Source organism: Sporosarcina sp. ZBG7A (assembly GCF_000813425.1).
GTDB lineage: Bacteria > Bacillota > Bacilli > Bacillales_A > Planococcaceae > Sporosarcina.
Window position 1 is genome coordinate 22,170 of sequence record NZ_JWIB01000032.1, and the last position, 14,090, is coordinate 36,259.

A 14,090-nucleotide genomic window follows, 5' to 3' on the forward strand; every position below is an offset into this window, starting at 1 on the left:
CCGCTCCTCTGTTTTAAATGATTGGTGTGAGTTTCTTATTTGTGAAGAATAGCTGTTGCAAATTTTTCCGTGATATTCATAGGTCGTGTAATGGCGCTCCCTACAACAACTGCATGAGCACCATGTTCAATTGCCAACTTTGCCTTTTCAGGAGTATCAAAGTTTCCTTCTGCAATGACTGGTACGTTCACTTTTTCAACGAGTTGCTTCACAAGCTCTAATGGCTTCACGTCTTTTGAGTAAGGTGTGTACCCTGCTAATGTTGGAGCGACAATGTCTGCACCGGCTTCTACCGCAAGCAACCCTTCTTCGAGCGTCGAAACATCCGCCATAAAGAGTTGTTCCGGGAACGCCTCTTTCGCTTGTCTGAGTAGTTCTTCAAATGTTTGGTTTCCCGGTCTCATTCGATCGGTGCCATCTAGTGCGATAATATCCACACCTTCTTCAGCTAGTGCAGATATTTCTTCGAACGTTGGAGTAATGAAGACCGCCTCGTCCGGATAGTCTTTTTTAATAATCCCGATAATGGGGAGATCTACTTCTTGTTTTATTGCTTGGATATCTTCTACGGAATTTGCACGGATGCCAACCGCTCCGCCCAGTTTTGCGGCGAGTGCCATTTTACTCATGATGAATGAGCTGTGTAACGGCTCATCCTCTAATGCCTGGCAAGAGACAATGAGGGAATGTTGTAATTGCTTCAGTAAATCTTGGCTGTTCATGGATAGTCTCCTTGCTGTTTGACGTTGAACGAGAAATAACTAGTAAGCGTTTTCAATCTATTGGCACTATATCATTTATGAAAGTTAACTGTCAAATATTCATAATTTATGATTATTAATCTGTCATTATGATGAAAGTATGATTTTCAGAGTGCTAGTTCCTGACCAAAACAAAAAAGCAACGACTCAACATGGAGTCATTGCAAGGGGTAGTTTCTATTATTTCTTACGCGAGATAAGAATGCCTATTATTCCAGTAACAATCAGACCAATTGTAGCTGCCTTCCGATAACTGTTTGTAGATTTGAAAGTAACGTGATCTGGTGTGATTTCATACACTCCAACAGGTTTAACGGAGAAACTTCCTCCAGCACCTTCTCCCCCACCACTTTCTCCTCCGCCACCAATTGCATACTTCAACTTAGCGACTGGAATTACTTTGGTCAAACCGACTTCAACTGGTTCACCAAAAATAAGCGAGACATCTTTTTGAATACCAAATTTCTTGAAAACCACTTTTATCGACGTTTCTTCAAAGGGCTTCCCCAATTCGCCATGGCTGTCCTTTTCGTGATCATTCATCTGAACTCCCCCTCAATTCTATGCAGAGTTTTAGTACATTCCATTATACTAACTGGTACGAATGAAAATGATCTTTAGTTTCACTATAACGTCGTTTATTAATCATTTTTGACTAGTTGTTTAACCTTCTCGTATCCAATATGTAATCTCTTTTACCTGCATATGATGAAGTTTTCACTTATGGTTTGTGTGCGGAGTGATGTGGATTGCGCGGGGCAACTCTTTTTGCACGCGGTACTGGACCAATTGCGCGCGGACGTACATCACTTCCGCGCGGTTGCTTCTTGTTTACGCGCGTTCTGATTTTTGCGCGCGGGGCAACTCTTTTTGCGCGCGGGACTGGGTAGATTGCGAGCGAACGGACATCATTTACGCGCGGTTGCATCTCGTTTACGCGCGTTCCGATTTTTGCGCGCGGGGCAACTCTTTTTGCGCGCGATTCTAGACCGATTGCGCGCGTACGAACATCGCTTCCGCGCGGTTGCTCCTTGTTTACGCGCGTTCTGATTTTTACGCGCGAGACACTGCGATTTGCGCGCGGTACTAGACCGATTGCGCGCGAAACGTACATCACTTCCGCGCGGTTGCACCTCAATCACGCGCGTTCCAATTCATATATGCCCCTCAGTTTCCGGTCTGTTCTTCTTCATCTGGGGTTTGTAAATTGGTTGCAATATAGGTTTTACCCCATTCATACATCGCATCCAAAATCGGCATAAGTGTTCTTCCTTGTTCAGTTAGCGAGTACTCCACTTTTGGCGGAACGACTGGATAGACTTCGCGATGGACGATTAAATGGTCTTCAAGTTCGCGCAATTGGTTGACGAGCATACGTTGCGTAATCCCCGGCATTAAGTTTTTCAATTCACCAAAGCGCTTTGTTCCTTCTCTTCCTAAATGCCAGAGGACTAACATTTTCCACTTGCCCCCGATAATCGATAGCGTTAATTCCTTTTCACAATTAAAATCTTTCTCACCTAATTTTGGCACGTTATCCCTCCTGAACCTTCTAATCATCCATAGTATACTTTTCGACACTATGTATACTTTAATGTCGTAGTTTGAATTGTATCTGGTACACATTATAATGGAACTATCCCCGTTCGTAAATTCTATTGTTTGTACAAGGAATTCATGGAAACGAGGGGATTTCATTAATTAAAACAGAGGTGAAACGATGGTTAGAATCGGGTTAGTCGGCACGAACTGGATTACAGAAAGATTATTAGGTGGAGCGGCACATGTGGATGGACTAAACATCTCAGCTGTTTACTCTAGAACAAGTGAACGCGCAGAAGAGTTTGCAAGTAAACATGGAATTCCCCATCAGTTTACGAATCTTGAGGAAATGGCTAGTAGTGACAAAATTGACGCGGTGTACATCGCTACCCCAAACTCTTTTCACGCAGAACAAGCCATTCTTTTCTTACAAAATGACAAACATGTATTATGCGAGAAACCTCTCGCAGCCAATTCAAATGAAGTTCAACAGATGTTTGAAACTGCTAAGAAACATAACGTACTTTTAATGGAGGCTATGAAGTCTACACTCCTTCCAAATTTCAAAGTGATCCAAGATAACCTTCATAAGCTTGGACCGATTCGAAAATACTTTGCAAGTTTTTGTCAATATTCATCCCGATATGATCAATATAAAAAAGGCATCGTGTTAAATGCGTTTAATCCAAAATTTGCGAATGGCGCATTGATGGACCTAGGAGTCTACTGTTTATATCCTTTGATCGCCCTGTTCGGTGAACCCCTTGAGGTAAAAGCGACGGGCACACTCCTGGAATCCGGTGTGGATAGTTCAGGGAGTGTTACGTTGAAATACGAGGACAAAGACGCGGTTTTGATGTACTCCAAAGTTTCAAATTCTGCATTACCATGGGAGATCCAAGGGGAAAAAGGCACAATGATAATTACGAAAGTGTCTTCTCCTGAACATGTTGAAATTCAGTATAACGATGGTAGTGTCGAAGTGCTCACTGCACAGATGCCTTACCCATCGATGTACTACGAAATGCAAGAGTTTGTGGATTTGATCGAACAAGGTAAAACCGAATCAGCCGTGAACACTTATTTCAATTCGTATACGACCATGAAAGTGGCAGATGCCATCCGGAAAGATATCGATTTGGAATTCCCAAGTGATCTAAATTAACACAAACAAGGCTTGGACTATCTGTTCGTATAGTCCAAGCCTTGTCGTATGAATACTGACATTTATTTAATTTTTGTTGCGGGTTCTAGTACAAATTTTTCAAGTGCATGGAGCACTCCCTCATCATTGTTTGTCTTGGTAATGTAATCAGCGACACTTTTCAATGCCTCGACCCCATTTCCCATGACTACACCTAAACCGGCTGTCGTAATGAGTTCAAAATCATTATGGTTATCCCCGATTCCAATGATTTCAGACTGCTGGATTCCAAGTTGCTCAGCTAAGTAAAGCAACGCATTTCCTTTGTTCGCTTCAGGATTTGTGACTTCTAAGTAATGAGGTTTCGATTTCGCGATATGCGCATCTGACCCGAATTCCCTGTGCAGTTCAACTTGCAAGCGATCTAAAAACATCGGTTCTCCAATGAACAAAACTTTCGAAAATCCCCTTTTTGCAAGACTGCCCAATTCATCGACAACTGTATAGGGCACGTTGCTTTCTCTTGCGTAGGCTTGAATGGCTTTATTATCTTCAGCTACGTAAACGATATCGTCTTGATACACTTGTACGTGTACCTGATGCTCCTGCGCAAACTCAATGAGTCTTTCTGAGATTTCAGGAGGTACTGGTCGTTCGAACCAAACCTTTTTCTCTTCAACATCTTTGATGACTGCGCCTTGATACGTAATAAGCGGGGCATTCAAATTCAGCTGTTGGGCGAACTTTTTTGCTGATGGAAACATACGGCCAGTTGCGAGTGTGATGACTACTCCATTTTCAATTGCCTGTTGAATCGCAGCGATTGTGTTTGGCGTAATCTCCAATTGATCGGTCAACAATGTTCCGTCTAGGTCGATTGCTACTAATTTATACATAAAGCTTCTCCTTTACTGCTTAACGAATCGCTCGGGTTGCCAGTTTTTTATTGGAGTCCTTCAAACAATAACACCCTTGCTGGTGACGCGTCCGTTCCGACTAATTTAAGAGGAGCTGCAACCATGAAGTATTCGCCCTGTTCCACTTCTTTCAAACGAAGTCCTTCGATGATAATGATGTCATTCGCAAATAATGTTTTGTGCGTGGGATGTCCTTCCTGGCTTCTTTCCACACCAAGTGCATCTATTCCAATACCACGAATACCGATTTGTGCTAGATACTCTGCTCCGTCTGCAGCGAGAAAAACAAAGTCAAAGTCAAAGTCTTCTTCAAAGGAGTTTTTAGTTTTCAATAAAACAAAATCGTTCTTCTGAAGGTTGAATCCTTCTAAGTCTGTTTTAGAAACTCCTGACTCGACATTTGTTACATCGATGACTTTACATTGTCCAACGAGATTCGTTAACGGAAGTGTTTCAAATGTATCCCCTTCTACAACCATATGAAGAGGTGCGTCAATGTGGGTGCCTGTGTGCACATCCAGTTCCAAGCGCGTTTCTGTCACATAACCATTTGTCACCCGTTTCAATTCTGGCTGCTTTTCTGGCTTGTTTTTATAGACCGTCATTCCTTCGTAAATTGAACTTGTCACGTCGTACATTTTCATTATTACCAACCACCCATTCTGTAGTAGTTTCTATTCAATCTCTACCGTCATCCTTGCACATTCGGCATCGCCCTGTCTAGAGGTAGCACCTTTTCGGATAAAAAAAGCCTGAGTCACCATAATAAATGGACTCAGGTTATGCAACGCTTCTATTCTAAATTCGCATGGCGTCCGTACATGATATCTGAGTGAGAGTCACTTTTCTCCATCACACTCAAAATGAGGGCGTCGTAAAACAACAGTAGCGCCTGTTCAAACAAGGATCCCATCGGTTGAATGGATTTCCCACTTGCGCTATCCGCCTTTGCTTGTGCAGGGATTTCGATTGTAAGATCCGCCAACTTTCCGATTGTTGAAACCGGATTCGTTGTGATGGACGCAATCGTCGCACCAATGTTTTGCGCTTTCTCTGTCATGGAGACTAAACTTCCTGTTTCGCCTGAACCAGAGCCTACAATGAAAAGGTCATCCGCTTCCAAGTTAGGGGTCACGGTTTCGCCAACCACGTACGCTTCAAGACCGATGTGCATCATACGCATCACAAAAGCTTTGGCCATAAAACCAGAACGTCCTCCACCGGCCACAAAAATCTTTTTCGCATTAAGAATGGCGTCAACTAAGTTTTCAGTGTCAGCGTCTTTCATAAGTGACAAAGTGCGTTTCAGTTCATCCAATATTTCCTTTGTGTAGGCAGTTGCGTTCATATTACACCAACGCGCCTTGTTGGATCAGCTGTTTAATTTGTTGCGCTGCTGCTTTCTTATCTTCTTTCCCAGTGATTCCGCCACCGACAATAACGAGATCCGGTTGAGCTTTAATCACTTCTGGAAGTGTTTCTAGCTTAATCCCACCGGCAATTGCTGTTTTCGCATTTTTAACAACGCTTTTAATCGTACGGAGATCTGCAAATGAATCTTTTCCTTCTGCTTGGAGATCATATCCTGTGTGAACACAAATGTAATCTGCACCCAACTGATCAAGCTCAGCAGCACGCGTTTTGATATCTTTTACAGCGATCATATCGACTAAGATCTGCTTGCCAAGCTTTTTAGCTTCTTCAACAGCACCGCGAATTGAAGAGTCTTCTGCTTGAGCAAGTATAGTAACAATATCCGCTCCTGCTGCAGATGCGTTCCCTACTTCATATCCTGCTGCGTCCATGATTTTCACGTCTGCAAGAACGTCCAAGTTAGGAAATGCCGCTTTTACTTCTTTCACTGCAGCGAGTCCTTCCTTGTTAATGACTGGAGTTCCAATTTCGACGATATCGATAAATTCTCTAACTTCGTTGACGACCTCAATTGCTCCTGGGATGTCGACAAGGTCTAATGCTAATTGTAATTTCATATATTCATTCTCCTTTTATGTGTTTTTTCAGTGCTCACTCAGTGTAAATCCAGAGATATCTTTTGAGAAGTACGCACTTTAAAATCACATACTGACAAGGAGTATACTGTCGGATCGTATTTATGTAGATGGATTTCTTTCAACTTCATATAGAGGATCTAGTTTGGATTTGTATTTTAAAACTAAAATCATCGTCATTTTTCAAAAAGAAAGTTCGTGCAAGTTCGTGCAAAAACCTTCATTTTATAAACGTTTGCTTCTGTTCAGAGTGTTCAGCATTGTTCACAGTATACTTTTTTGTACTATATGTTTTAAAACTGCGTACTTACATTTCTCTCGCGGTACTCTTATACTAGGTACTGTTGTACTTTTAAATACCGGAATTACTATTCCACCCATTGGAGGGGAAACATATGCAATTCAATAATTTCTCTTCACAAACAGAGGAGCACTGTGAACGAAATACGCAAGGAATGACAGTTGTTTTGTTTGGCGCAACAGGTGATTTGGCCAAGCGAAAGTTATTCCCTGCATTATATAATTTGTATGTCGAGAACAAAATGCCAAAAGCTTTTTCGGTTATTGGTCTAGGTCGTACCCCTTACACCGATGATGTTTTTCAGACAAAGGTGGAACAATCACTACGGACATACTCAAGAGGAAACGTTGAAGAAGAAGGATTACAACAATTCCTATCCTCCTTCCGATACTGTACATTTGACGCAACAGAAACAGCGTCTTATGAAAAGTTGAACGGACTTATTAAAAAACGTGAACTTGAATTGAACCTCCCGGAAAACCGGCTCTTCTATTTGTCTGTCGCTCCAAGTCTGATCGATATAATTTCGGCCAATCTCACGACAAGTGGGCTCTGTCAAACATCAGGTTGGAAACGTCTCATAGTAGAGAAACCATTCGGCAGCGATTTGACGACTGCTCGCCAACTGAATGACAAGTTGTCAACAGCATTTAGTGAAGACGAGATCTATAGAATCGACCATTACCTTGGCAAGCCGATGGTTCAAAGTTTGGAAACGTTGATCCTCGTCAATCCTGTATTGGATTCGTTATTCAATCACCAACTTATTTCAAACGTTCAAATTACAGCGAGTGAAACCGTAGGCGTAGAGACACGAGCTCCTTATTACGACAAGGCGGGCGCGATTCGTGATATGGTCCAAAATCATATGTTACAGCTCGTGATGATGACGGCGCTGCACCTTCCGACAAAAGCACAACCTGAAGAAATCCGTACGAAAAAGATGGAAATCATGCAAGCACTTCGGCCAATCCAGCAAGACGATTTGCAAGACAATCTCATTCGTGCTCAATACGATAACGGTGAGATTTCTGGAATCGACGTACCTGCTTATCGCGAAGAACCTGGTGTCCCTCATTCTTCCATGAATGATACGTACATTGCTGCGCGCTTATTTATCGACAACGAGTTTTGGACAGGTATTCCTTTCTATATTCGAACCGGTAAACGGTTGGATAAAAAATCCACACGCATCGTATTTGAATTCAAAGAACGTCCGTCAGATATAGAAAATTACCATCCTGAAGGTCTTGCTCCAAATCTGTTGATTCTTGAAATCAGTCCAAATGAAAGTATTTCGTTACAAGTGAACATGAAGGACCCTTCTACAAATCGATTTAAGCCTTCTACGATCACGTTCACCACGAATTCAAGTAATCAGCCAGAAGCTTACGAACTGCTTTTACATGACGCCATGCTTGGCAACGCAACGTTCTTTGCCAATTGGAAGGAAGTCGAGTTGTCTTGGCAATGGATTCAGCCTTTGCTGGAAGCATTTGAGGAAAATCGGTTACCATTAGTTCCTTATGCCGCTGGCTCCACAGGACCTAAAGAAGCAAAACAGTTACTTGCCAATGATCACGTTACGTGGTGGTAATTAGACCGCCTTTCACATAAAAGGAGATACAGTACATGTCAGTTACATTTGAATATACAAACGCAATGTCCTTCATGAAAAGTACGGAAATGGATAATTTCAGTGAATTTGTAAAGCAAGCACATAACCAAATCCACGGTCAACGTGGTCCTGGATCGGATTATCTTGGATGGGTGAATTGGCCCGTCAGTTACGACAAAGAAGAGTTCGAGCGGGTGAAAATGGCTGCTTCACGAATTCAACAACAATCGGATGCCCTGATCGTTATCGGAATCGGTGGTTCGTATCTCGGATCGAAAGCTGCGATTGAAGCACTCTCCCATACATTCCATAACCAGATAGACGGCAATACGGAAGTGTATTTCGCAGGACAAAATATTAGTTCCATTTACATCGAACACCTTCTTCAAGTGTTGGATGGGAAGGATATATCCATCAATGTCATTTCCAAGTCAGGGACAACGACTGAACCTGCCTTAGCTTTCCGCATTTTCCGTGAGTTCATGGAGAAAAAGTACGGAGAGGAAGAAGCACGTAAGAGAATTTACGTGACGACTGACAAAAACGAAGGCGTACTTCGTAAGCTTGCTACAGAAGAAGGCTACGAAACTTTCGTCATTCCTGAAGATATCGGAGGGCGTTATTCGGTACTAACACCAGTCGGACTTCTTCCAATCGCTGTTGCAGGTCTTGATATTGACCAAATGATGGCGGGTGCTGAAGCCGCTTTTCACAAATACAATGATCCGAACCTCGCGACAAACGGGAGTTATCAATATGCTGCGGTTCGAAATATATTCAACAGCAAAGGAAAATCCATTGAGCTATTAGTGACCTACGAACCTGGTCTACATTTTCTAGCTGAATGGTGGAAACAACTTTTCGGTGAAAGTGAAGGTAAAGACGTAAAAGGTCTCTTCCCTGCCTCGGTAAACTTCACGACGGACTTGCATTCTATGGGTCAATACGTTCAAGAAGGGCGTCGGTTGTTCATCGAAACAGCGTTGCAAATAAAGAAATCCCCCGTTGAGCGAACGATTCAAAATGACGTCAATAACATTGATGGATTGAATTTCTTAACAGGGAAAACGATGGACGAAGTGAACAAAAAGGCTGCACTCGGTACGACACTTGCACATATCGATGGGGATGTGCCGAATTTGCTAATTGAGTTAGATGAGTTGAATGAATATACATTTGGTGAGCTCGTCTATTTCTTCGAAAAAGCATGTGCTATCAGCGGGACGTTACTTGGTGTGAATCCGTTTGACCAACCGGGTGTTGAAGCGTATAAGAAGAACATGTTTGCGCTACTTGGTAAAGAAGGATTTGAAGATGAAAAGAAGCAACTAGAAGAACGGATAGCGGAGATCGCAAACTACTAAAACCAGAACGGAGGATGGCTATGAGCAATCAGCAAATCGGTGTTATCGGTCTTGGGGTCATGGGGTTGAACTTGGCCTTGAACATGGAGAGTAAGGGATTCCCTGTTGCAGTCTATGACTACTGGACAGACCGTACAGATGAGTTCATCGCAAATGAAGCTCAAGGAAAAAATATCATCGGGGCTTCCACTCTTGATGAGTTTGTTGGGTCCATTGCAACACCACGTAAGATCTTGATGATGGTTAAAGCCGGAGAGACGACGGATTCGGTCATCCAATCTCTCCTCCCCCACCTCGAGTCAGGCGATATTTTAATCGATGGAGGCAACACATTCTTTGAAGATACGAATCGACGTACAGCCGAGTTAAAAGCGTCTGGTATCCATTTCATTGGAACAGGAGTTTCAGGTGGCGAAGAAGGCGCGCGGTTCGGTCCTTCACTCATGCCAGGTGGACCTAAGGAAGCGTATGACCAAGTAAAACCGATTCTTGATGCCATTTCCGCGAAAGTGGATGGCACTCCATGTAGTGCCCATATGGGTCCTGAAGGGGCTGGACATTATGTGAAAATGGTCCATAACGGCATCGAATATGGCGATATGCAACTTATTTCAGAAGCGTACTTCATCATGAAACATGCTCTCGGTATGACACCTAAAGAATTGCATGACACATTTTCAGAGTGGAATACGGGTGAACTAAATAGTTACCTGATTGAGATCACTTCTGAGATTTTCGAGAAAATGGATGAAGAGACGGGTAACCCGCTACTCGATCAGATTTTAGATAAAGCCGGTCAAAAAGGAACGGGTAAGTGGACAAGTCAAAATGCATTGGATCTAGGAATCTCACTTCCAATCGTAACGGAGTCCGTCTTTGCACGGTTCATCTCTTCTATAAAAGAAGAGCGTGTCGCTGCGAGTCAATTACTGACAGGGCCAGAAGTAGAATCGTTTACAGGAGATCGTAAAGCGCTGATTGAAGCGATTCGTAAAGCATTGTATATGAGTAAGATTTGTTCGTATGCACAAGGATTTGCTCAAATGCGTGCCGCGTCTGAACAATACGGGTGGGACATTCCGTACGGCGAAGTTGCAATGATTTTCCGCGGAGGCTGCATTATCCGCGCTCAGTTCCTCCAAAACATTAAAGACGCATTCGATCACAATCCAGAGTTGCCGAACTTATTGGTAGACCCTTATTTCACGAAAATTGTTGGCGACTATCAGTCAGCACTTCGTGAAGTACTCGGCCTTGCGATTCAACAAGGCATTCCAACTCCTGCATTCTCTAGCGCTCTTGCTTATTATGATAGTTATCGGACAGCGACACTCCCAGCTAATCTAATCCAGGCACAGCGCGATTATTTCGGAGCACATACGTATGAGCGGGTAGACAAGGATGGATCATTCCATACGGATTGGTCGAAGAAATAACACAGTTCCATAGACTGAAGAGAAGGCTCCAAGTTACCAAACCAATCTAATTAAATACGCTTTTTGAATAGCAAAACACCAGTATCCTGAATAGGAATACTGGTGTTTTTGATTGCCAAGACAGTTAAACGTTTAACTCTTCACAGTATACAGATGCTTCACCATTTCTCGGTTTCTTTCTTTAAATATATCGTTGTGTGATGACACCATTCCATGCCCATACGCGTCTGGTGTAATATATTGTTTCGCTTTGTTCACTGCGTTTGCAGCATCTTGAAAAGCGCCTGCAATCAAATGGAGCTTCCCTTCGTACCTTAAAATGTCCCCCGCTGCGAAAAGTCCAGGGACTGACGTTTCGCTCATCGGTGTCCCCTTCACACCGTATTGGTCTTCCATTTCGATCGCTAGCCCACTGTTTGTAGTTAACTCTTTGTCCCTTTCATATCCGTGGTTAATAATCACTTCATCCACTTCCAATTCAATGCGGCTTCCATCTTCCACGGAATGCAGTTCCACTTTTTCAATCGTTTCGTGATCTTCTGCAGCAATTAGTTTTTCAATTGTCGTATTTAGTAGGCAGTCTACTGAACTATTGAATAGGCGAGAAACTTCCGCTTCATGACCTTTTAAAATTTCCTTACGATAGGTTAAGTACACTTTCTTCGCAATCGGCTCTAACTCATTCGCCCAATCGACCGCCGCGTTCCCTCCACCTGAAATCAGGACAGTCTTTCCTCTAAAGCGAGCAAGCGATTTGACGGTATAGTGCAGATTGGAAACTTCAAATCGTTCGGCACCTTCAATTGGTAAACGCTGCGGCTTTAAAATTCCTCCACCAACAGCCAGAATAACTGTTTTTGAAAAATGCTCATGTTGGCTCGCAGTCTGAATAACAAAGATTCCATCTTCCCTCTTATTAACGGATGTCACTTTTTCACCCATGAATACTTCCGGTTTAAAGGTGAGTCCTTGCTGAATCGTCTGTTGAATGAGTTGTTCTCCAGTAACTGGTGTAAGTCCTCCGATATCCCAAATCATCTTTTCAGGATACACGTGAACTTTCCCTCCCAAATATGGCTGGTACTCGATAATTTTCGTTTTCAGTTCACGCAACCCACTGTAGAATGCGGAAAACAAACCTGCAGGACCACCGCCAATAATCGTCACATCAAATAGCTCTTCTGAGTTCATCCTGTACTCCCCTTTTAAGATGTAGTAAATAGAATCTCGACATCTACAGATTATAAGTCAACGGCTTGTTCCTTTAAATGAGAATAATTCTCAATTAAATTCAGTATAAATGATACAAAAACCTTTTGCAACAATATTCCGACAGATAAAAACTAACGCTCCTAACAAAGCTGATACGATAAACAGATCGGATTCTCACTGAAAGGACATTTCACAATACTTGCATCGATATTAAATACTTGTTGTAAATTCAAGCACGTCATCACATCAGCAGGTGTGCCTTCTGTTATTAGCTCTCCGCCTTTCATCGCAATCATATAATCAGAAAATCTAGATGCGTGATTAAGATCATGGAGAACCATGATAATTGTTCGTCCTTCCTCCTCATTGAGACGCTTTAACAGAAGTAATATATCGAGTTGGTGAGCCATATCCAAGTAAGTCGTAGGTTCATCTAACACTAAAATTTCTGTTTCTTGAGCAAGTGCCATAGCAATCCAAACTCTTTGTCGCTGACCTCCAGATAATGCCTCAATGGGTCGATTTTTAAATTCGTTTAATCCTGTTACCTCTATGGCCCGATCAATCGCCGCGTAATCTTCTTTTTTAAGTGCACCTAATCTCTTTTGATGTGGAAACCGACCATATGAAACAAGCTCGTAGACTTTTAAACCCCCAGGTGCATTTGCGGTTTGCGGGAGAATTGCCATCTTTTTCGCAACTTCTTTAGTATCTAGACGATGAATTGCATTTCCATCTAGATATACTGCACCGCTTTTCATTTTCAGTATTCTAGCGATGGCTTTCAGTAACGTCGATTTTCCGCAGCCATTCGGACCTATTATCGTCGTGATTTTGTTTTTAGGAATGGAAAGGCTTAGCTCTTCAATAATAAGTGCATTGGAATAACCAATAGCTGCACGATCCACGATTAACTCTTGCATCCTTCATCGTCCTTTCGTCTTTATCTCTGCGTCTGTCTAGTTGGGACTTCTGAGTTCGGGATAACTCCATTACTGAAACGTATTGCTCTGCTCATAATTGTCGGCACCACAGAACCATGATTTTCTTCTGGCGCGATATAAAACGCTGTTTTCAAGGAGTCTACTTTTTTCGAATCCATATTGGAAACTAATTCTTTTGCATCGTCCACCATGAAGCCTTCTTCTCCACCCACAATAACGAACAAGTTTTTAAATGTATCCAACGAAGTCTTTTCGTGAAATTCATTTTCATAATGGAGGATTTCATGATCATTCCACCAAATCGACGGGCTACAAGCTAAGTAAGTTGTGAATAGTTGTGAGCGGGTAAACAATGTGTAGAGTACAAATAGCCCACCCAATGAGTGACCAAATAAGGTTTGACATCCTGGATTGACTGCATATCTTCGTGAAATTTCAGGCATCAGTTCTTGCCCGATAAAGTCAAGGAGCATATCTGCCCCACCATGCGGCCCTAGCTCAACACCCTTCTCCTTCAAACGATCCGGATAACTATAGTGCTCAGCATAAGGTGTGAAGTCGTGAAATCTTTGTTTAGAGACTTCTTTGTCAGTTCCATGATGACCAATTCCCACGACAATTGCAGGAGAAACAAAGGTCTTCGGTGCATTTCTGGACTGTAATCGAACAACGTCTCGTCCGTATTGGAAGTGCGAATTTCCATCCAACATATAAATAATAGGGAATCCCTCTATAGGAGGCTCAACACTTGGAATGGATACTTTAATATCAAATACATACTTCATCACCTTTGAGTGCAACTTCCAATATTCCGTGTGGTCTAATGTTACTTTTTCTCTCAT

At 42.5% G+C, this 14,090-nt stretch carries 15 protein-coding genes; 4 read left to right on the plus strand and 11 right to left on the minus strand.

The window, feature by feature from the left end:
- Nucleotides 1-35 precede the first annotated feature (35 nt).
- The 4 genes from RL70_RS11740 to RL70_RS11755 form a co-directional block, all read right to left on the minus strand.
- Nucleotides 36-722: an N-acetylmannosamine-6-phosphate 2-epimerase gene (locus RL70_RS11740; protein ID WP_039043594.1), complete on the minus strand. Its 687-nt coding sequence runs from the start codon at nt 720-722 to the stop codon at nt 36-38.
- Nucleotides 723-941: 219 nt separating this feature from the next.
- On the minus strand, nt 942-1,304 hold the full coding sequence (locus tag RL70_RS11745; RefSeq protein WP_052245934.1) for a hypothetical protein: 363 nt from the start codon (nt 1,302-1,304) through the stop codon (nt 942-944).
- A gap of 178 nt (nt 1,305-1,482) precedes the next feature.
- On the minus strand, nt 1,483-1,878 hold the full coding sequence (locus tag RL70_RS11750; protein ID WP_039043595.1) for a hypothetical protein: 396 nt from the start codon (nt 1,876-1,878) through the stop codon (nt 1,483-1,485).
- 50 nt (nt 1,879-1,928) lie between these two features.
- Nucleotides 1,929-2,294: a helix-turn-helix domain-containing protein gene (locus RL70_RS11755; RefSeq protein WP_039043596.1), complete on the minus strand. Its 366-nt coding sequence runs from the start codon at nt 2,292-2,294 to the stop codon at nt 1,929-1,931.
- A 187-nt stretch (nt 2,295-2,481) separates the two neighbouring features.
- On the opposite strand from RL70_RS11755, the gene RL70_RS11760 reads away from it, so the two are divergent.
- Entirely contained in the window at nt 2,482-3,468 is a 987-nt protein-coding gene (locus tag RL70_RS11760; protein WP_039043597.1) for a Gfo/Idh/MocA family protein, read from the plus strand.
- 62 nt (nt 3,469-3,530) lie between these two features.
- Here RL70_RS11760 and RL70_RS11765 read toward each other — a convergent pair whose 3' ends face one another.
- The 4 genes from RL70_RS11765 to hxlA all read right to left on the minus strand — a co-directional run bounded on the left by RL70_RS11765 (nt 3,531) and on the right by hxlA (nt 6,355).
- Nucleotides 3,531-4,343, minus strand: coding sequence for a Cof-type HAD-IIB family hydrolase (locus RL70_RS11765; RefSeq protein ID WP_039043598.1), 813 nt, complete (start codon nt 4,341-4,343; stop codon nt 3,531-3,533).
- 47 nt (nt 4,344-4,390) lie between these two features.
- Nucleotides 4,391-5,008, minus strand: coding sequence for a cyclase family protein (locus RL70_RS11770; protein WP_039043599.1), 618 nt, complete (start codon nt 5,006-5,008; stop codon nt 4,391-4,393).
- A 149-nt stretch (nt 5,009-5,157) separates the two neighbouring features.
- The gene (gene hxlB, locus RL70_RS11775) at nt 5,158-5,712 is read right to left on the minus strand and encodes a 6-phospho-3-hexuloisomerase (RefSeq protein WP_039043600.1); all 555 of its coding nucleotides are present in this window, start codon (nt 5,710-5,712) and stop codon (nt 5,158-5,160) included.
- A gap of 1 nt (nt 5,713) precedes the next feature.
- Complete coding sequence (gene hxlA, locus RL70_RS11780; RefSeq protein ID WP_039043601.1) at nt 5,714-6,355, minus strand: 3-hexulose-6-phosphate synthase; 642 nt, start codon at nt 6,353-6,355, stop codon at nt 5,714-5,716.
- Between the two features lie 413 nt (nt 6,356-6,768).
- On the opposite strand from hxlA, the gene zwf reads away from it, so the two are divergent.
- Genes zwf through gndA form a run of 3 tightly spaced genes read left to right on the plus strand, consistent with a single transcriptional unit; the run spans nt 6,769 to nt 11,092 of the window.
- Complete coding sequence (gene zwf, locus RL70_RS11790; RefSeq protein WP_197054116.1) at nt 6,769-8,271, plus strand: glucose-6-phosphate dehydrogenase; 1,503 nt, start codon at nt 6,769-6,771, stop codon at nt 8,269-8,271.
- Nucleotides 8,272-8,306: 35 nt separating this feature from the next.
- Nucleotides 8,307-9,656: a glucose-6-phosphate isomerase gene (locus RL70_RS11795; RefSeq protein WP_039043603.1), complete on the plus strand. Its 1,350-nt coding sequence runs from the start codon at nt 8,307-8,309 to the stop codon at nt 9,654-9,656.
- A 20-nt stretch (nt 9,657-9,676) separates the two neighbouring features.
- A complete protein-coding gene (gndA, locus tag RL70_RS11800; RefSeq protein WP_039043604.1) occupies nt 9,677-11,092 on the plus strand; it encodes an NADP-dependent phosphogluconate dehydrogenase in 1,416 nt (471 codons plus the stop codon).
- A 132-nt stretch (nt 11,093-11,224) separates the two neighbouring features.
- Here gndA and RL70_RS11805 read toward each other — a convergent pair whose 3' ends face one another.
- From RL70_RS11805 to RL70_RS11815, 3 genes are all read right to left on the minus strand, one after another.
- Complete coding sequence (locus tag RL70_RS11805) at nt 11,225-12,283, minus strand: NAD(P)/FAD-dependent oxidoreductase (RefSeq protein WP_039043605.1); 1,059 nt, start codon at nt 12,281-12,283, stop codon at nt 11,225-11,227.
- A 161-nt stretch (nt 12,284-12,444) separates the two neighbouring features.
- Nucleotides 12,445-13,227 carry an ABC transporter ATP-binding protein gene (locus RL70_RS11810; protein ID WP_039043606.1) on the minus strand — a complete coding sequence of 261 codons (783 nt, stop codon included), beginning with the start codon at nt 13,225-13,227 and terminating at the stop codon, nt 12,445-12,447.
- 20 nt (nt 13,228-13,247) lie between these two features.
- Nucleotides 13,248-14,090, minus strand: a complete 843-nt coding sequence (locus RL70_RS11815; RefSeq protein ID WP_052245935.1) for an alpha/beta hydrolase — start codon at nt 14,088-14,090, stop codon at nt 13,248-13,250.